Here is an 18,397-nt window from a genome sequence, read left to right on the forward strand (position 1 = left end):
CTTGCGAAACGTCAGATCACCATCTTGCGCACGCGCGCCGAGAAGACGTCGATGCACGTCACGACGATGACCATGATGACCATCACCGCACACGTCTGCGCGTACTGGAAGCTGCGGATCACTTCGTAGAGCACCACGCCGATGCCGCCGGCGCCGACCATGCCCACCACCGACGCGGAGCGCACGTTCGACTCGAAGCGGTACAGCGTGTACGAAATCCACAGCGGCATGACCTGCGGCAGCACGCCGTACAGAATCTCGTCGATGGCGCGAGCGCCTGTGGCACGCACGCCTTCGACCGGACGCGGATCGATCGCTTCGACCGCCTCGGCGAACAACTTCGAGAGCGTACCCGTCGTGTGCACCCACAGCGCGAGCACACCAGCGAACGGACCGAGACCGACGGCCACGATGAAGAGCATCGCGAACACCATTTCATTGATCGCGCGGCAAGCGTCCATCACGCGACGCACCGGCTGGTAGACCCACGCCGGCACCATGTTCGACGCGCTGAGCAGCCCCATCGGAATCGAACACACCACCGCGAGCGCCGTGCCCCAGACTGCAATGTGAATCGTCACGATCATCTCGTGGACGTACACCCGCCAGTCGTGGAAGTCGGGCGGGAAGAAATCGTGCGCGAACTGGCTCATGTTGCCCGAATCGCGAATCAGATCGAGCGGACGCATGTCGGCGCCGCTCCACGACCACACCAGGACCAGAAAAAAGATGCCCCAGCTGATGAGAGAGAGCCACGAACGCTTGGGCGGCTCGCCCGGCAGTCGGCCATTGGCAGTAATAGATGCGCTGGTGTTCATGTCGAGTACCACGAGTCGTACCGGCTCGGACACCGCCGGTGAGGAAATTAAGCTGGCCGACCGTTGCCGGTCGACCATCTGTCATCACAAGCCTTGCTTACTTCGTCTTGTTCAGTTCTTTGTCGAGCGCTGCCAGCTTGCCGTCGAGGTCGGCCAGTTGCGTCTTCTTCTTGGTCGCATCGACATTGGCGTCCTGCTCAAGCTGCACCTTCTGCTTGAAGAGTTCGAGCTGACGGATCGGCAGCAGTTGCGCGTCCGAAGAGGCGCGGAAGCCGCCGTAGTTGTAGATGTTCTTGAGCACTTCCTTCTCGTGCGCGTCCTTGCCGTAAGCGAGGAAGAAGTCGCGAATCTTCTTCTTCGTGCCGTCCGGCAGGTCCTTGCGCCACAGCAGCGGGTCCGACGGAATCAGCGGCGACTTCCAGATCACGTGAACCTGCCTGGCCTTCTCCGGCTGCGTGGCTTCGAGCTTGTTGAGCTCTTCGGTGTTGTTCGTCGCCACGTCCACCTGATTGTTGATGACCGCCATCAGGTTCGCACCGTGATTCGAGCTGCGCGCCGTCTTGAAGTACGTGCGCGGATCGATGTTGTTCTTGGCGAAGACGTAGTAACCCGGCACCAGCGTGCCCGACGTCGAGGTCGGATCGCCCAGACCGAAGTTGATCTTCTTGCCGTTCTTGATCACGTCGTCGAGCGTCTTGTACGGGCTCGATGCGTTCGAGATCAGCAGCGAGTAGTAGCCCTCGGTGCCGTCGGCGTACATGATCTTCGCGAAGACTTCGCCTTGCGAGCGGTCCACGGCTTCCATCGCGCCCTTGTTGCCCATCCACGCGAGCTGCACCTTGTTGAAGCGCATGCCTTCGATCACGCCGGCGTAGTCGGTGGCGAAGAACGGCGTCACCTTCAGACCCGTTTGCTTCTCCATGTCGTCGATCAGCGGCTGCCAGCGTTGACGCAGCGCGGCGCTGGAGTCGGTCGAGATGATGCCGAAGTTGATTTCCTGCGCGTGTACCACCGCCACCGAGGCGATCATGGCCGCGCCGGCCAGCAGGGATTTCCACAATTTCATGAGAGCAAGCTCCTGGTCAGATAAGGCCTTGGCTAAGGCTTGAGTACGGCTGTTTGAGACGGATTGAGACGGATTGAGACGGATTGAGACGAAATGAGTAAGACGCACACGAGGCTCAGGAAAGGCTCAGCGACATCGACGTCAGGAACGGGGCTTCGGCCTCGGCCGGCTTCGCGCTGGCGTCGCCGGCGGCGCCTTCCGCTTCGTCCGTCGATTCGTTGAGCAACTCGCTCGCCTGCACGCCGTACAGGCGACGCAGCAGGTCCGGCGTGAGCGCCGACGACGGACCGTCGTACACCACGCGCCCCTGATGCAGCGCGACGGTGCGCACGCAGTAACGCATGGCCACGTCCACCTGGTGCAGCGAGACCACGACCGTGAGTTTGTGATCGCGATTCATGCGCGCGAGCATGTCCATCACCTTGCGTGCCGACTCCGGATCGAGCGACGCAATCGGTTCGTCCGCGAGAATGATCTTTGCGCCCTGCACGAGCGTGCGAGCGAGCGCCGCGCGCTGCTGCTGACCGCCGGAAAGCGTGCTCGCGCGCTGGAACGCCAGATCGGCGATGCCGACTTCCGCAAGCGCCGTCAGTGCGGCCTGACGCTCGGCCGACGTAAAGCGGAACATCAGGCTGCGCCACAGCGGCACGCGGGCGAGCAGGCCCGTCAGCACGTTGGTGATGACCGGCAGACGGCCAACGAGGTTGAACTGCTGGAAGACGAAGCCGATGTCGCGGCGGATCTGACGCACTTCGCGCACGATGCGTCCGTCGCGCTGAATCGGGCGACCGAGAATCTCGATGCTGCCCGGCTGCTGGTCGGCCGGAACAAAGCCCGCAATGTGACGCATCAGCGTCGACTTGCCCGAGCCCGACGCTCCGATCAGGGCGACCATTTCGCCCGGCATGACTTTGAGCGCCACTTCGTCCAGAGCACGACGGCCGCTGCCGAAAGTCTTGGTCAGTCGCTCGATTCGAATCGCTTCGTCCACGGTTCACCTGTCAGTCAGATTGCCGGTCGGCCCCGATGCCCGATGGCTGGCGACATCCCCACCCGGGGTGTCGGTGCCGCATCGCTCGACTAGCTGTTTTGTGGCAATTTGTGCCAAAAGTGAACGCAGTCTAAAAAGCGCGGATGACAACACAGTGACAATCGATCAGCTTTTTCCGGGATGGCGAAAACCCTTATCTACTCAACGAGTTGCCAATGTTTCCGGGCGCGCGAGGGACTTCGCAACGCCGACGGGACCGTCAGGAGGGATGAGATTGTGCAGCGCCGTTCCTCGAGCGACGAAGGCACTTTGTCTACATATTTTTGAAAAACCGCCGCACGTGTATTGACTGGAGAAACGGCAGCAAAAGGCCGCGCCGCAAGGCTTCCCAAAAGGTATAGACGACGAGACTTTTGCGGTGAAGCGCACACGTCTTGGCGACGTGTGGCGTGGTGTGGCGACGTATGGCGCGCTCGCCGATGCCGAGATTCTGGCGGGTTGCGGCGCGTTGGTGCGCGTCGGCCAGCGTCAGGCGATCAGCAGTTCCGGACCGCGCGCACGCAGTTGGGCCAGCATGCTCTTGTGCGGCGCGGCGTCGCTGATGAGGTAGCGCGCGGCTTCGAAATGGCGGATGCGCACCGGGGTGACCCGTCCGAACTTGGTGTGGTCCGCGACCACGGCGGCAACGTTCGCGCACAACAACATTCGCGCGCGCAGTTCGGCCGCAGCCCGGTTGAAGTCGGTGATGCCACCGTCCTCCGTCACGCCACCGACACCGATGAAGGCGAAGTCGGCATGGTATTGGGCGATCTGGTTGATGGCGTCCCAGCCCTGCACGGCGTCTTCGTTGTCCTGCAACTCGCCGCCGAGCAGCGTGACGCGGTTGTCGTGGTGACGGCCGAGCAAACGCGCGATCTGCCAGTCGTTCGTGTAGATGCGCAGGCGATGCTTCGAGAGCAGCGCCTGCGCCACGGCACGGGTGGTCGTGCCATAGTCGATGATCACCGACGCGCCGTCGGGCACCAGTTCCGCTGCGCGCACGCCGATGGCGCGCTTGCCCACGGCGTTGACGTTCTCGCGCAGCGTCCAGTCGGGCTCGCTGCGATCGGCCGCCAGTGCGCCGCCGTGCGTCATGAGCAGCAATCCACGGGCGGCGAGCGTATTGAGGTCGCGTCGCACGGTCTCGCGCGAGACACCCAACTCCCGCACCAGATCGCTGATGGCGAGCGCGCCGGTCTTGGCGAGTTGTTCAAGCACGTATTGTTGGCGTTGTTCGGCGAGCATGATCGGACAATGTCAGTGAAACGATTGAACTGCGAATTCTTGAGGACCGGACTTCAGCACCCGGGAGATGCGACAGACGCGTCGCGAGTGCGGGCGCGCACCGCCTTACCCCTGCAACGCGACGCGCAGGCCCAGACCGATGAAGATCGCACCGGCCACGCGATCGAGCCAGCGTCCCGCGGCCGGGCGACGCTTGAGCCACGTGCCCAGCACGCCTGCGAACCAGCCGTAGGCGCTGAACACGACGATGGTCTGCCCCATGAACACGAGGCCGAGCAACAGCATCTGCCAGCCCGGATGGACCGCATCGGCACTGACAAACTGCGGCAGGAATACGAGGAAGAACAGCGTGACCTTCGGATTGAGCATGTTCGCGAACACGCTCTGGCGAAACACGGCCATGAGCGGCTGCGGCGTGGCGTCGTTCGCGAGCGCCAGCGCGCCGCGCGCGCGCAACGCCTTGATGCCGATCCAGATCAGGTACGCCGCACCGGCCAGCTTGATCGCCTCGAATGCCCACGGCGATGAGCGCAGCACGGCTGCCAGACCGACGGCGGCAATCGTCGTGTGAAAGAGGCAGCCGAACGTGAAACCGGCAGCCGCCGCCAGACCCGCACGACGCCCCTGAGCGATGCCGCGCGCGATGACCTGCATGTTGTCGGGGCCCGGCGCAAGCGTGATCGCCACCGAGGTCAGCAGGAACAACCAGAGATTGGGCATCGGAGCGTTCAGATCGTGGGGCCGGAGGCGAGTTCGGCAGCGAAATCGCAAGCCGGCGGCAGTTTCAGGAGACAGCGTCTGGGTTGGGTATTGCGATAACTGCGGCGATAACCAAGGCCATAACCAAAGCAATAACCAAGGCGTTCCCGGGCAATGATCAAGGCATGACCCGGGCCATGGCCGGGGCAGGCACGACTCAATGCCCTTCGAACGAGCACAGCAGGAAGAGCTCCAGACCGGCGTCGCGAATCAGGCGCGATCCGCCCAGTTCCGGCAGGTCGACGATGGCCGCGCCTTCGATGACCGTGGCACCGAGCCGCTCCAGCAGTTTCTTGCCCGCGAGCATCGTGCCGCCCGTGGCGACCAGATCGTCGATGAGCAACACGCGGTCGCCGGGACCGCACGCGTCGGCATGAATCTCGACCGTCGCACTGCCGTATTCCAGCTCGTACTCTTCGGCAACTGTCTGATACGGCAGCTTGCCTTTCTTGCGAATGGGAATGAATCCGATGTTCAGCTCGTACGCGAGGATCGAGCCGAGAATGAAGCCGCGTGCGTCGAGACCCGCGATGTAGTCAGGCCGCTGCGCCATGTAGCGATGCACGAACACATCGATGAGCACCCGCAAGGTGCGCGGGTTCTTGAGCAACGGGGTGATGTCGCGAAACTGCACGCCGGGCGAGGGCCAGTCCGGCACGGTGCGGATCTGGCTTTTGATATAGGCGGCAGGGGACTCGTCGATCTGCACGGGGATCCTTCTTTGGGTACTGATAGGGAACACGCCACATTATGCCAAAAAGGCCCGATGTCCCTACCGATTCCCGTATTGCTGACGATTACCGACGATTGCTGACTATTCCCGCCCGAGCAAGCGCATTTCCGCTTCGACGAGCTTGTCGGGCAAGCCGCGCAGCACGACGATGTCCTCAGCCATCAGACGCGTCTCCGCCACTGGCTCCACGCCGCGAATGCCATGCCGGCGGATCGCCGTGACCGTCACGCCAAGCTTGTCGAGACGAAGCTCGCCGAGCGTGCGGCCCACCGCGTCGGCATTGAGCGTGAGCGGCACCGATTGCAGACGCACCTGCTCGCGCTCGCCGTCTTCGTCTTCGTCGTCCAGCCCGTGGAAGTAGCCGCGCAGCAGGCTGTAGCGCTCGTTACGGGCCTGTGCCACACGGCGCAACACGCGGCGCATCGGCACGCCCATGAGCACCAGCGCGTGCGACGCGAGCATCAGACTGCCCTCCACGATCTCCGGCACGACTTCGGTCGCCCCGGCCGCAATCAGGTCATCGATATGCGTGTCGTCGACGGTACGCACGACCACGGGCAGCGTCGGCTCCAGCGCCTGCACCTGGGCGAGCACCTTGAGCGCCGCCGGCGTGCTGTCGTACGTCACCACGATCCCCGCCGCGCGGTGAATCCCCGCCGCGACGAGCGCCTCGCACCGCGCCGCATCGCCGAACACGACCGTTTCGCCGGAACTGGCGGCTTCCATCACCCGGTCGGGGTCGAGATCGAGCGCCACATAGCCGATGCCCTCCTGTTCGAGCATGCGCGCCAGGTTCTGACCGCACCGGCCGTAACCGCAAATGATGACGTGGCCCGAGGTTTTGATGCTCTGCGTGGCGATTTTGGTCATCTGCAACGACTGCATCATCCATTCGTTCGCCACGAAGCGAAGCGCGATGCGATCGGCGTTGATGATGAGGAACGGCGCGCACAGCATCGAGAGCAGCATGCCGGCGAGCACCGCCTGCGAGAGCGACGGGTCGAGCAAATTGCGGTCGATCACCAGATTGAGCAGCACGAAACCGAATTCACCCGCCTGCGCAAGCCCGAGACCGGTGCGGATCGCCGTGCCCGGCGGGCTGCCGAACAGACGCGCGAGACCGGCGATGAGCGTGAACTTGACGATCAGCGGCCCGACGAAGAACAGCAGCACGAGCAACGGTTGCTTGAGCACGATGGTCGGGTTGAGCAGCATGCCCGTCGTGATGAAGAACAGGCCGAGCAGCACGTCACGGAACGGCTTGATGTCGTCTTCCACCTGATGGCGAAACGGCGTCTCCGCGATCAGCATGCCCGCGATGAATGCGCCCAGCGCCATCGACAGTCCCAGATGCTCCGTGATGTAAGCCAGTCCGAGCGTGAGCAGCAGCAGATTCAGCATGAACAGCTCTTGCGAGCGGCGCGCCGCCACGATGTGGAACCAGCGGCCGACCAGCTTCTGGCCCAACCAGAGCAGCAGCGCGAGCGCGCCCGTGATCTTGAGCGCCGCGAGCGACAGCGCCAGCACCAGCGCCTTCGAGTTGCCGCCGAGCGCGGAGATCACGATCAGCAGCGGCACCACGGCCAGATCCTGAAACAGCAGCACGCCCATGATGTTGCGGCCGTGCTCCGTCTCCAGTTCGAGCCGCTCGGCGAGCATCTTCGTGACGATGGCCGTCGAGGACATGGCCAGTGCGCCGCCCAGCGCCACCGACGCCTGCCAGGAAAACGACCAGAAGAGGTTGACGAGCGCGCCCAGCCCGACGGCCACGAGCAATGTCCCCAGGACCTGAGACACGCCCAGCCCGAGGACCACCCGCCGCATGCTCTTGAGCTTCGGTAAGGAAAACTCGATGCCGATGGAGAACATCAGGAAAACGACGCCGAACTCCGCCAGGTACTGCACGCGTTGCGAATCCGAGGCCAGACCCAGCGCATGCGGGCCGATGACGATGCCCACGCTGAGGTAGCCCAGCATCGGCGGCAGATGGAGCATGCGAAACAGCACCACCCCGACGCAGGCGGCAAACAACAGGACGAGAGTGAGTTCGAGCGGCGATGCCATCAGCTAGGGTCGGTTTCCTGAGTGATACGTTGTCAGCGGGGTGTTTTGTCGTGCATGGGTCTGGCACATCTCATGCAAGACACATGCCAGATTACGTCTGGATGTCACGCCTGGAGCGGAAACCTGGCCGCTTCAGGCGATGTCCCGAAAGGCGCTGGGCCAGGCGTGGCGCGGCTGTCCTTCGACGCCACGTCCGTTTTGATATACTCCGCGCATGATAGCGAAAATCAATCCAGGCCGGGCACTAGAGGTCGCCCGGGAGGTGTTGCGCACTGAAGCCGACGCCATCGAACGCGTGTCCGCGCACCTCGACGACAGCTTCTTCGAAGCGGTCTCGCTTCTGCTCGCCTGCAAGGGACGCGTGGTCGTCACCGGGATGGGCAAGTCGGGCCATATCGGCCGCAAACTTGCCGCCACCTTCGCCAGCACCGGCACCCCCGCCTTCTTCGTACACCCGGCCGAGGCCAGCCACGGCGACCTCGGCATGATCACGGCCGACGACGTCGTCGTCGCCCTGTCGAACTCGGGCGAAACGGGTGAATTGGTCAGCATCCTGCCGATGATCAAGCGCATCGGCGCCAAGCTCATCGCCATGACCGGCAACGCCGCCTCCAGCCTCGGACGCCTGTCCGACGTGCATCTCGACGCCCACGTCGAGAAGGAAGCGTGCCCGCTTGGTCTTGCGCCTACGGCCAGCACCACGGCAGCCCTCGCACTGGGCGACGCCCTCGCCGTCACGCTGCTCGACGCGCGCGGTTTCGGCGCCGAGGACTTCGCCCGCTCGCATCCGGGCGGCGCGCTCGGCCGGCGTCTGCTCACGTTCGTGCGCGATGTCATGCGCACCGGCGACGCCATCCCCCGCGTGCGCTCCGACGCCAATCTCTCCGACGCGCTGATCGAGATGACCGCCAAAGGCCTCGGCATGACCGCGATCGTGGACGCCGATGACCGGGTCGTCGGTATCTTTACCGACGGCGATTTGCGTCGTTTGTTCAAGCGTACGCTCGATTTCACTTCGCTGAAGCTGGCCGACGTCATGAAGGCCGGCCCGCGTACCATCGGCCCGGACCATCTCGCCGCAGAAGCCGCCGAGCTGATGGAGCGCTTCGGCATCATGCAACTGCTCGTGACCGAGAACGACCGCCTCGTCGGTGCGCTGAACGTCCACGACCTGTTCGCCGCCAAGGTCGTGTGAGTTTCCCGTCCATGAGTCATCCCAGCATCACGCCATTCGACGCTAACGACGCCACCGCACGGGCGGCGCGTCTGCGCGTCATGGTGTTCGACGTCGACGGTGTGCTCACCGACGGCGGCCTGCGCTACGGCCCGGCAGGCGAAGTCATCAAGACGTTCGATTCGCTCGACGGGCACGGCCTGAAGCTGCTCGCCGAAGCCGGTATCGTCACGGCCATCATCACCGGACGTCAGTCCGACATCGTCGCCAAACGCGCGTCGGACCTGCGCGTCGCACACGTCTACCAAGGGGTGCACGACAAGCGCGCCGCGTTCGAGGACCTGTGCGCCAAGGTGTCCGTGACGGCCGACGTGTGCGGCCACATCGGCGACGACTGGCCCGATCTGCCGGTGCTCACGCGCGTGGGCTTCGCGGCTTGCCCGGCCAATGCGCACGCCGAAGTGAAGGCGCGCTGCCACTGGATCGCCGACACGCGCGGGGGCGAAGGCGCCGTGCGCGAACTGTGCGACTTCATCCTGCGCGCGCAGGGGCGTTACGACGCCCTGCTCGCCGAAGCGCTCGCCTGACGCGTCGAGGGAACCGATCCACTCATGGCCATTCAACGCGTCTCTCCGTCTACGCTGCTTGCCATCGTCGTTCTGGCGGGGCTGGCAGCGGGCACGTACTGGCTGGTGCAGCGCACGCTGCCCTCGGACGCCGATCGCGCGCCGTACGTGAAGCAACACATCCCCGACTACTATGCCGACGACATGGTGATCTCCATGTTGTCGCCGAACGGCACGACGCAGTACCGTGTCAACGCCGTTCACATGACGCACTTCGAAGACGATCAGACGACGGCCATGACGATGCCGGCCGTGCGCGCCTTTACCCCGGATCAGCCGGAGGTGACCGCCACGAGCAAGCGCGGCACGCTCAACGCTGACATGTCGATCGTCGATCTCTACGACGACGCTGTCGTGGTGCGTCAGCCGGGACCGCGCGACCCGGAAATGCGCGCGCTCTCCGAGCACTTTCAGGTGCTCGTGAATGAAGACATCGTGCGTACCGAAAAGCCCGTGCAGTTGTTCCGCGGGGCATCCGTGATGTACGGCGATGGCATGATTTTCAATAACATCACGCGCGCCGTACAATTGCTCGGCAATGTCCACGGCACGATCCAGCCGGCGGAGCTGGGCGGAAAACCGCCTCCCCGTCAGTCCGCTGCGCCCACCGCGCCGAGCGCGCCACCTCAGACTAAACAGGGCTCCAAGACCCCATGACCGATCGCCTTCACCTGCGACCCGCCTTCTCGTCCCTGCGTACGCTTCGTGCCCTGCGCGCGCTGGCCGCCGCCTTCGCCGTTCTCGGCGCGCTGGCCTCGCCGCTCGCCCACGCCGAACGCGCCGACCGCGACAAGCCGCTCAACATCGAGTCGGATCACATGAGCTATGACGACCTCAAGCAGGTCAACATCTTCACGGGCAACGTGACGATGACCAAGGGGACGATTCTCCTCAAGGCCGATCGCGTCGAAGTGACTCAGGATCCGGAGGGCTATCAGTACGCCACGGCTTACTACAAGCCGGGCGGCCCGCTCGCCTACATGCGTCAGAAGCGCGACGGCATGGACGAATACATCGACGGGTGGGGCCAGACGATCTATTACAACGGCAAGACCGAAGTCGCCACGCTCACCACGCAAGCCACGCTCAAGCGTCTGGCCGGCGGTACCAAAGTGCTCGACGAGATTCACGGCAGCGTGATCACGTACGACACCTACAATGAGGTCTACACCGCCAACAGCGGCTCGGATCAGGTCAACGCCAACAATCCGAACGGCCGTGTGCGCGCCACCCTCGCCCCGCGCAATGCCACGGGTGCGCAGGCAACGCCGCCTGGCGCGAGCAAGCCGGCCGCAGCCCCCAAGGGCGATATGTCGCCGCTGTCGCCCTCCAAGTCCATCGGGAATCCGCGTGAGTAATTCTGCCAACAGCACCGCCAGCAGCAACGCCTCGACCATCAATCAGGGCGCGGGCCTCGCCGGCAAGCCGAGCGCACTCGTCGTACGCTCGCTCAAGAAGCAGTACGGCGCGCGTACCGTCGTGAAGGACGTGTCGCTCGACGTGAAGAGCGGCGAGGTCGTCGGACTGCTCGGACCGAACGGTGCCGGCAAGACCACGTCGTTTTACATGATCGTGGGTCTGGTGCCCGCCGACGACGGCGAAATTCAGCTCGACGGCAACCTCATCAGCGAACTGCCGATTCACGAGCGCGCCCGCATGGGCGTGTCGTATCTGCCGCAGGAAGCGTCGGTATTCCGCAAGCTCACGGTCGAAGACAACATTCGCGCCGTGCTCGAATTGCAGGTCGATGCGAACGGCAAGCCGCTCAAGCGCGACGAAATCGAGCGCCGTATCGAATCGCTGCTCGACGAGCTTCAGGTGAGCCATCTGCGCGAGAATCCGGCCATGTCGCTCTCGGGCGGCGAGCGTCGTCGCGTGGAAATCGCGCGTGCGCTGGCCACGCAGCCGCGTTTTATTTTGCTCGACGAACCGTTCGCGGGCGTCGATCCGATCGCGGTGCTGGAAATTCAGCGCATCGTGCGCTTCCTGAAGGACCGTGGCATCGGTGTCCTGATTACCGATCACAACGTGCGTGAGACGCTCGGCATCTGCGATCACGCCTACATCATCAGCGAAGGCTCGGTGCTCGCCGCCGGCACACCTGACCAGATCGTCGCGGACGAAAGCGTCCGTCGCGTGTATCTGGGCGAAAATTTCCGGATGTAAAGCAAATTTTTCGCATGTAAACCCTGCCTCCGATAGGAGGTCAGGCCGGTTCCGTTGGCGTGACAAAGCCTCTACAATGAAGGCGAGACACGCTATGAAACCGACTCTTCAACTCCGCACCTCGCAGCACCTGACCCTCACGCCGCAGTTGCAGCAATCGATCCGGTTGTTGCAACTGTCGACGCTCGAACTTCAGCAGGAAGTCGAGCACGCCCTCACCCAGAACCCGATGCTCGAACGCGAGGACGATTGGCTCGCCGGCTCGGTGCGTGTGGGTACCGACGGGTCGCTGCGCAACGAGCGGAGTTCGTCGTCCAGTAGTTCGAACGACAGCGCGGAACCCGCCAATGGTCACGACGAAGCCCGTGAGCTGGACGGCGAGGCCCGCTTCGACGACAACGCCCAGGACAACGGCAGCGACTGGAGCCTGAACGACTTTGCCCGCTCGGGCAGCGCATCGGACGACGACGACAACGCGCGCCCGCAACTGCACGTCGACCATCCCAACCTCCGCGAACATCTGCTGGCCCAGTTGCGCCTGACCAAGGCCAGTCCGCGCGACCGCGCGCTGGTGGAGTTTCTGATCGAGTCGCTCGACGAAGACGGCTATCTCGGCTCCCTGCTCGACGAAATTCAGGCGGAAATGCCCGAAGAACTGGCGCTCGAGACCGAAGAGATCAACGCAGCGCTCGCCCTCCTGCAAAGCTTCGATCCGGCGGGCGTGGGTGCCCGCAGCCCGGCGGAATGCCTGCGGTTGCAGCTTCAGCGTCTGCCCGCCAGCAGCGTGCGTACGCTCTCGCTTCGCATCGTCACCGATCACCTGGAATTACTGGCCGCGCGCGATTACACCCGCCTGCGCCGCCTGCTCGGCGTGACCGAGGATGGCCTGCGCGCCGCCCATCAACTGATCCGCTCGCTGGACCCGTTCCCGGGCGCGGCGTATGGCTCGCCGCAGGCCGACTACGTCGTGCCGGACGTGCTGGTACGCAAGCAGGGAAGCGGCTGGACGGCCGAACTCAACCCGGAAGTCATGCCGCGTCTGCGTATCAACGAAATGTACGCGCGGATTCTGCGAAACAACCGGAACGATCCGGGCACCGGCAACCTCCAACAGCAGTTGCAGGAAGCGCGCTGGCTGATCAAGAACATCCAGCAACGCTTCGACACGATCCTGCGGGTCGCGCAGGCCATTGTCGAGCGTCAAAAGAACTTCTTCACGCATGGCGAAATCGGCATGCGGCCCTTGGTTTTACGCGAGATTGCTGATACGCTGGGTTTACATGAATCCACGATTTCACGGGTGACGACGAGTAAGTACATGCTCACTCCATTTGGAACCTTCGAGCTCAAGTACTTCTTCGGGTCACACGTGGCAACGGAAGCCGGAGGCGCTGCGTCATCGACCGCCATCCGCGCACTCATCAAGCAACTCATAGGAGCAGAAGACCCGCAGAGCCCCCTTTCCGACAGCCGAATCGCGGAACTGCTGGCAGAGCAAGGTTTTGTGGTGGCGCGGCGCACCGTCGCGAAATACCGCGAGGCCATGCGAATCCCCGCAGTGAACTTGCGCAAATCTTTGTAGGACAGTCCTGGTGCGCCATGTTGGCGACTGGGGCATAACGCCGCAGTGCGACATTGCGTCTCGTCAATGGCTCGCGCTCATGCCAGCCAGCGTCAACGATGACGCGGCGTGCACTTCGGCATTTCAGCAAGGAGAGCAGCTATGAATCTTCAGATCAGTGGACATCATCTCGAAGTCACGGCATCACTGAAAGAATATGTCGTCAACAAGCTTGAACGCGTGTTGCGGCATTTCGATCAGGTCATTAGTGTCGAGGTGATCCTTTCTGTCGACAAGTCCAAGGAGAAAGCGGGACGCCAGAACGCGAGCGTCACGGTGAATCTCAAGGGCAAGGAAATTTTCGTCGAGAAGTGTGACGAGAATATGTATGCCGCCATCGACAAGCTGATCGACATGCTCGACCGCAAGGTAGTGCAGTACAAGGACAAGGTTCAGGATCACGGTCGCGAGGCTATCAAGCACCACCAACTCCCTCCTGAGGCGGAACCGCTGCAATAAGCTCGGTTCAGGCGTGGTCATCGCATTGACTGACACTGACGAAAACCCGCAAGGAACCACCCGAGCGTATATCCGTCTCTCGTAAGTCTGGCAACACCCACCGCGGGGCCGTAGTACGGCCCCTTTTGTATGGTTCGGCCCAGTTCGGTGTCACTCCGCGAGCACGGCGGCGGGTGGTCTATAATGCGAGGTCAATCGGGGGTTGGAGGGCGACTAAGCGTTCGCCCGCATTACAAGATGAACCGTTTATTCAAACTCTTACCTGAGTCCAACATCCTGCTTGGACTGTCCGTCACCAGCAAGAAGCGCGTCTTCGAGCAAGTCGGCCTTCTCTTCGAGAAGAATGCCCAGCTCCTGCGCGCTACGGTCACTGACAACCTGTTCGCCCGCGAACGTCTGGGTTCCACCGGACTCGGCGAAGGGGTCGCGATCCCGCACGGCCGCATCAAAGGGCTGAAGCATCCGATGGCGGCATTCATCCGCCTCGAAGAAGCCATTCCTTTCGAAGCGCCTGACGGCCAGCCGGTGTCCCTGCTGTTTTTCCTGCTGGTGCCCGAACAGGCCACGCAGCAGCATCTCGAGATCTTGTCCGAAATTGCGCAGTTGCTTTCCGACCGCACAATGCGCGAGACACTGATCAACGCCCCGAGCGCGAACGAGATCCATACCGCACTCGCGAACTGGCAGCCCTGATCCGGGCGCCATCCGGTACGAACCGCCGCGAACACAGACGACTTCAATAGCTCTCACATCCAACCGAACGAGGCGACGCGGTGGAACTGACCGGCATCAACGCGCAAAGCATTTTCGACGACAACGCGGCGACGCTGCGTCTGTCGTGGCTCACGGGCCATGAGGGGTGGGAGCGCGGATTCACGCCCGAGAGCGTGGCTACGGCCACCTCCAGCGCCGACCTCGTGGGTCACCTGAACCTCATCCACCCGAACCGGATTCAGGTGCTCGGCGAGGCCGAGTTGCGCTATTACCAGCGCCTCACGGACGAGAACCGCAAGCGTCATATGGGTGAAGTCATCGCACTGGAACCGCCGTTCCTCGTGGTGGCAGACGGCCTGGAAGCGCCGCCCGATCTGGTGCTGCGCTGTACTCGCTCCTCGACGCCGCTGTTCACCACGCCGCTGTCCACGGCGTCGGTCATCGACAGCCTGCGCCTGTACATCTCCCGCGTGTTTGCCCCGCGATGCACGATGCACGGCGTTTTCATCGATATTCTCGGGATGGGCGTGCTGCTCACCGGCGATTCGGGTCTGGGCAAGAGCGAACTCGGCCTTGAGCTGATCAGCCGTGGACACGGCCTGGTGGCCGACGATGCCGTCGATTTCGTGCGACTTGGCCCCGATTTCGTGGAAGGTCGCTGCCCGCCGCTGCTGCAAAACCTGCTGGAAGTCCGCGGCCTGGGCTTGCTCGACATCAAGACGATCTTCGGTGAGACGGCCGTACGCCGCAAAATGAAGCTCAAACTGATCGTGCAACTGGTGCGCCGCCCCGATGGCGAGTTCCAGCGCCTGCCGCTCGAAGCGCAGACGGTCGACGTGCTGGGCCTGCCGATCAACAAGGTGATCCTGCAAGTGGCGGCCGGGCGAAACCTCGCCGTGCTGGTCGAGGCCGCCGTGCGCAACACGATCTTGCAGTTGCGCGGCATCGATACGCTCAAGGACTTCATGGAGCGCCAACGCCAGGCCATGCAGGATCCGGACGGCATGCAGGGCAAGCTGCTCTGATTCCCCGCGGGGTGGCGTGCGTCGGCAGTCCGGTGTCGAGCGCCTCCCCCGGTTTCCCGTCGAAGTGCCCCAAACCCTCCGGGTATACCGCAACTTTTGCGTTTTTCTGTCAACGCCGCGCGATTGCGGCGCGTTTTCTATCATGTTGTAATCGCTACGCGGTCCATCCCTGTGCCCGTGCGTCACGACCTTATGGAGAGACGATCATGAAGAAAGCACTCGCTGCATTGCTCCTGGCATCCCCGCTGCTCGCATCGCCCGTGTTCGCCCAGACGGCCGCCGCACCGGCATCCGCCCCCAAGGCAACCAATTCGCAGCAAGACAAGATGAAGGCTTGCAACTCGCAAGCCACCGGCAAGAAGGGCGACGACCGCAAGGCGTTCATGAAGCAGTGTCTGTCGGCAGGCGGTGCCGCCCCGGCAGCCAAGCAGACCCAGCAGGAAAAGATGAAGACCTGCAACACGCAAGCGTCCGGCAAGAAGGGCGACGATCGCAAGGCATTCATGAAGCAATGTCTGTCGAACGCGCCGGCTGCCTGAGATCTCACGCATTGCGCATTGCCCGACGGCGCCCTTCACGGGCGCCGTTTTCGTTGAACGGCCCCGATTTCTCGAATATGCAGAGAAATCCAATGGAACGTTCTCGTTTTTGGCGGCTCGACACCCGAAGGACACAATCGCTTACCATGATGGTTGTATTCGGGAAATGTCATGAAGATCGTACTGATTACCGGCGTCTCCGGTTCCGGCAAGTCGCTCGCGCTCAACGTCCTTGAAGATGCAGGCTATTACTGCGTCGACAATCTGCCGTCGCGCTTCTTGCCCGAACTCGCCATCTACCTCGGCACGCAGAATTACTCACGCCTCGCGGTCGCCATCGACGCGCGCAGCGGTAGTTCGCTCGCCGAACTGCCGCCGATCATCGGCGGACTGCGACGCTTCGGCCACGATGTGCGTGTACTTTTCCTCAATGCCACCACGCAGACACTGGTGCAGCGCTTCTCGGAGACGCGTCGCCGGCATCCACTATCGGTAACGGGAGACGACACCCTCTCGGCGACCGGCTCGCTCGTCGAAGCCATCGAGAAAGAACGCGAGATGCTGAGCAGCGTGACCGAACTCGGTCACCAGATCGACACCAGCAATCTGCGCGCGAGTGCGCTGCGCCGCTGGATTCGCGAATTCGTTCAGCACGATCAGACCGGCCTCACGCTGATGTTCGAATCGTTCGGGTTCAAGCATGGCGTGCCGCTCGACGCCGATCTCGTGTTCGACGTTCGCTCGTTGCCCAACCCTTACTACGACATGCAGTTGCGTCCGTTGACCGGACGCGATCAGCCGGTGATCGACTTCCTGTCGGCCATTCCCGAAGTCGACGAAATGATCAACGACATCGCCGCCTATTTGCAGAAGTGGTTGCCGAGTTACATGCGCGACAACCGTAGCTATCTGACGGTCGCGATCGGCTGCACCGGCGGCCAGCATCGCTCGGTGTTCATCTCCGAGACACTGGGCGCGCGCTTCCGCAACGAGGCCAGTGTGCTCGTGCGTCACCGCGAACTCGCGCCGCCTTCCGAGGCGAAGTCGTAGGCGACGTCGGCATTCGCTGATTCAATCGATTCGACTGATTCGACCGATCACCAATCCCCGATCCAGATTCGCCGGCCCATTGTCAGCGGCCGGCGATGTACGGCTCACGCATCAGGCCGGCAAAGACAACTGACCGTCTTCCGACGTGTTCAGGCAAAGCGCGTCGGCGATCTTCCGGATCGGCGACGGCAAACCGGCCGCTGCCAGCCCTGCGCCATCCAGCCATGCACGATTGGCATCGTCCGCAAGCGTTGGCGTCGACGATGTCGACAGCGTCACCAACCACGGGCGCAAGTGAAGCTTGAAGTGCGTGAAGACGTGCGTGAGCCCATGCAACGGCATGACCGACTGCACCGGACCAAGCTTCGCGCCGAGCGCCGCCGCGTGGCCCGTCAGACGTTGGCGCAGCACCGCATCGTCGGCGTCGCGCGCGTCGGTCGGCGGTGTGAGCTCCGGCAGACTCCATAGGCCACCCCAGATGCCGCTGTCGGGACGCCGCTCGAACAGCACCCGCTCGCCCGCGCGAATAACCAGCACGTCCACATAGCGCTCCGGCTGCGCCTTCTTCGGCTTGGCGGTCGGCAGCGTGCGCTCGCGCCCCGTCGAATGTGCGACGCAATCGCCATCGAACGGACATTCGCCACAGCGCGGCTTGCCGCGTCCGCACAGCGTAGCGCCGAGGTCCATCATCCCCTGCGTGTAAGCCGGCAATCCGCTCGCTGGCAGCAGCGATTCGGCCAGTGCCCACATCTCCCGCTCGATCTTCGGCGTGCCGGGGAATCCTTCGATGCCGAATACCCGCGCGAGCACTCGTTTGACGTTGCCGTCGAGAATCGCGGCGTGCGCGTCGTAGGCGAAAGCGGCAATGGCGGCGGCCGTCGAACGGCCAATGCCGGGCAGTGTCGCGAGCGTCTGCGGATCGGACGGGAAACGTCCGCCATGCTCCGCGACGACGACCTGCGCGCAACGATGCAGGTTGCGCGCGCGCGAGTAGTAGCCGAGGCCGCTCCAGAGCGCCATGACGTCGTCCTGCGGCGCACCGGCCAGCGCGGCGACGTCGGGGAAGCGCTCCAGAAATCGTCCGTAGTACGGAATCACCGTGGCGACCTGCGTCTGCTGAAGCATGATCTCGGACAGCCAGATGCGATAGGCGTCGCGCGTGTTCTGCCAGGGCAGATCATGACGGCCGTGCTCGGCCTGCCAGGCGATCAGGCGCTCGGCGAAGGTCTCCGCGAGCGTGCCGGTCTTGATGTCGTGGGAGGCGTCTTTCATGGGGTTATGGGGGGCTTTGGGGGCGCTATTTTGTTG

Annotated in this window: 19 protein-coding genes; 11 read left to right on the forward strand and 8 right to left on the reverse strand. The window is 63.4% G+C overall.

From position 1 onward, the window contains the following. Positions 1–11: 11 nt before the first annotated feature. The 7 genes from phnE to C5N93_RS15130 all read right to left on the reverse strand — a co-directional run bounded on the left by phnE (position 12) and on the right by C5N93_RS15130 (position 7,715). Positions 12–818, reverse strand: coding sequence for a phosphonate ABC transporter, permease protein PhnE (gene phnE / locus C5N93_RS15100; RefSeq protein WP_069340318.1), 807 nt, complete (start codon positions 816–818; stop codon positions 12–14). Positions 819–915: 97 nt separating this feature from the next. Then, the gene (gene phnD / locus C5N93_RS15105; protein WP_242559904.1) at positions 916–1,884 is read right to left on the reverse strand and encodes a phosphonate ABC transporter substrate-binding protein; all 969 of its coding nucleotides are present in this window, start codon (positions 1,882–1,884) and stop codon (positions 916–918) included. 115 nt (positions 1,885–1,999) lie between these two features. Further along, positions 2,000–2,875, reverse strand: a complete 876-nt coding sequence (gene phnC / locus C5N93_RS15110; RefSeq protein WP_242559905.1) for a phosphonate ABC transporter ATP-binding protein — start codon at positions 2,873–2,875, stop codon at positions 2,000–2,002. A 528-nt stretch (positions 2,876–3,403) separates the two neighbouring features. Next, positions 3,404–4,159, reverse strand: a complete 756-nt coding sequence (locus C5N93_RS15115; protein WP_150565798.1) for a DeoR/GlpR family DNA-binding transcription regulator — start codon at positions 4,157–4,159, stop codon at positions 3,404–3,406. Positions 4,160–4,264: 105 nt separating this feature from the next. Next, positions 4,265–4,879, reverse strand: a complete 615-nt coding sequence (locus C5N93_RS15120; protein WP_242559906.1) for a LysE family translocator — start codon at positions 4,877–4,879, stop codon at positions 4,265–4,267. Between the two features lie 196 nt (positions 4,880–5,075). After that, positions 5,076–5,627, reverse strand: coding sequence for an adenine phosphoribosyltransferase (locus tag C5N93_RS15125; RefSeq protein ID WP_150721044.1), 552 nt, complete (start codon positions 5,625–5,627; stop codon positions 5,076–5,078). A 105-nt stretch (positions 5,628–5,732) separates the two neighbouring features. Then, a complete protein-coding gene (locus C5N93_RS15130; protein ID WP_242559907.1) occupies positions 5,733–7,715 on the reverse strand; it encodes a monovalent cation:proton antiporter family protein in 1,983 nt (660 codons plus the stop codon). Between the two features lie 214 nt (positions 7,716–7,929). Between C5N93_RS15130 and C5N93_RS15135 the strand changes: the two genes are divergently transcribed. From C5N93_RS15135 to rapZ, 11 genes are all read left to right on the forward strand, one after another. Beyond that, positions 7,930–8,910 carry a KpsF/GutQ family sugar-phosphate isomerase gene (locus C5N93_RS15135; protein ID WP_150721042.1) on the forward strand — a complete coding sequence of 327 codons (981 nt, stop codon included), beginning with the start codon at positions 7,930–7,932 and terminating at the stop codon, positions 8,908–8,910. A gap of 11 nt (positions 8,911–8,921) precedes the next feature. After that, complete coding sequence (locus tag C5N93_RS15140; protein ID WP_242559908.1) at positions 8,922–9,476, forward strand: HAD family hydrolase; 555 nt, start codon at positions 8,922–8,924, stop codon at positions 9,474–9,476. Between the two features lie 24 nt (positions 9,477–9,500). Then, positions 9,501–10,172 (forward strand): LPS export ABC transporter periplasmic protein LptC, encoded by a 672-nt coding sequence (gene lptC, locus C5N93_RS15145; RefSeq protein ID WP_242559909.1) that lies wholly within the window; start codon positions 9,501–9,503, stop codon positions 10,170–10,172. Further along, positions 10,169–10,873 (forward strand): lipopolysaccharide transport periplasmic protein LptA, encoded by a 705-nt coding sequence (gene lptA / locus C5N93_RS15150; RefSeq protein WP_242559910.1) that lies wholly within the window; start codon positions 10,169–10,171, stop codon positions 10,871–10,873. Before lptC ends, lptA begins: the two co-directional genes overlap by 4 nt. A 37-nt stretch (positions 10,874–10,910) precedes the next feature. Beyond that, positions 10,911–11,681 (forward strand): LPS export ABC transporter ATP-binding protein, encoded by a 771-nt coding sequence (gene lptB, locus C5N93_RS15155; RefSeq protein ID WP_069340470.1) that lies wholly within the window; start codon positions 10,911–10,913, stop codon positions 11,679–11,681. Positions 11,682–11,775: 94 nt separating this feature from the next. Beyond that, positions 11,776–13,263 carry an RNA polymerase factor sigma-54 gene (locus tag C5N93_RS15160; RefSeq protein WP_069340328.1) on the forward strand — a complete coding sequence of 496 codons (1,488 nt, stop codon included), beginning with the start codon at positions 11,776–11,778 and terminating at the stop codon, positions 13,261–13,263. 141 nt (positions 13,264–13,404) lie between these two features. Continuing rightward, positions 13,405–13,761 (forward strand): ribosome-associated translation inhibitor RaiA, encoded by a 357-nt coding sequence (gene raiA, locus C5N93_RS15165; RefSeq protein ID WP_242559911.1) that lies wholly within the window; start codon positions 13,405–13,407, stop codon positions 13,759–13,761. Between the two features lie 237 nt (positions 13,762–13,998). Beyond that, positions 13,999–14,454, forward strand: a complete 456-nt coding sequence (gene ptsN / locus C5N93_RS15170; protein WP_139133022.1) for a PTS IIA-like nitrogen regulatory protein PtsN — start codon at positions 13,999–14,001, stop codon at positions 14,452–14,454. Between the two features lie 80 nt (positions 14,455–14,534). Then, the gene (gene hprK / locus C5N93_RS15175) at positions 14,535–15,500 is read left to right on the forward strand and encodes an HPr(Ser) kinase/phosphatase (RefSeq protein WP_039395509.1); all 966 of its coding nucleotides are present in this window, start codon (positions 14,535–14,537) and stop codon (positions 15,498–15,500) included. 206 nt (positions 15,501–15,706) lie between these two features. After that, positions 15,707–16,039, forward strand: a complete 333-nt coding sequence (locus C5N93_RS15180) for a PsiF family protein (RefSeq protein WP_242559912.1) — start codon at positions 15,707–15,709, stop codon at positions 16,037–16,039. A 171-nt stretch (positions 16,040–16,210) separates the two neighbouring features. Further along, entirely contained in the window at positions 16,211–17,089 is an 879-nt protein-coding gene (rapZ, locus tag C5N93_RS15185; protein ID WP_242559913.1) for an RNase adapter RapZ, read from the forward strand. Positions 17,090–17,200: 111 nt separating this feature from the next. Here rapZ and mutY read toward each other — a convergent pair whose 3' ends face one another. Further along, positions 17,201–18,361 carry an A/G-specific adenine glycosylase gene (mutY, locus tag C5N93_RS15190; RefSeq protein WP_242559914.1) on the reverse strand — a complete coding sequence of 387 codons (1,161 nt, stop codon included), beginning with the start codon at positions 18,359–18,361 and terminating at the stop codon, positions 17,201–17,203. Between the last annotated feature and the right edge of the window lie 36 nt (positions 18,362–18,397).

It is taken from the genome of Pandoraea sp. LA3 (assembly GCF_022696215.1).
Lineage (GTDB): Bacteria > Pseudomonadota > Gammaproteobacteria > Burkholderiales > Burkholderiaceae > Pandoraea > Pandoraea capi.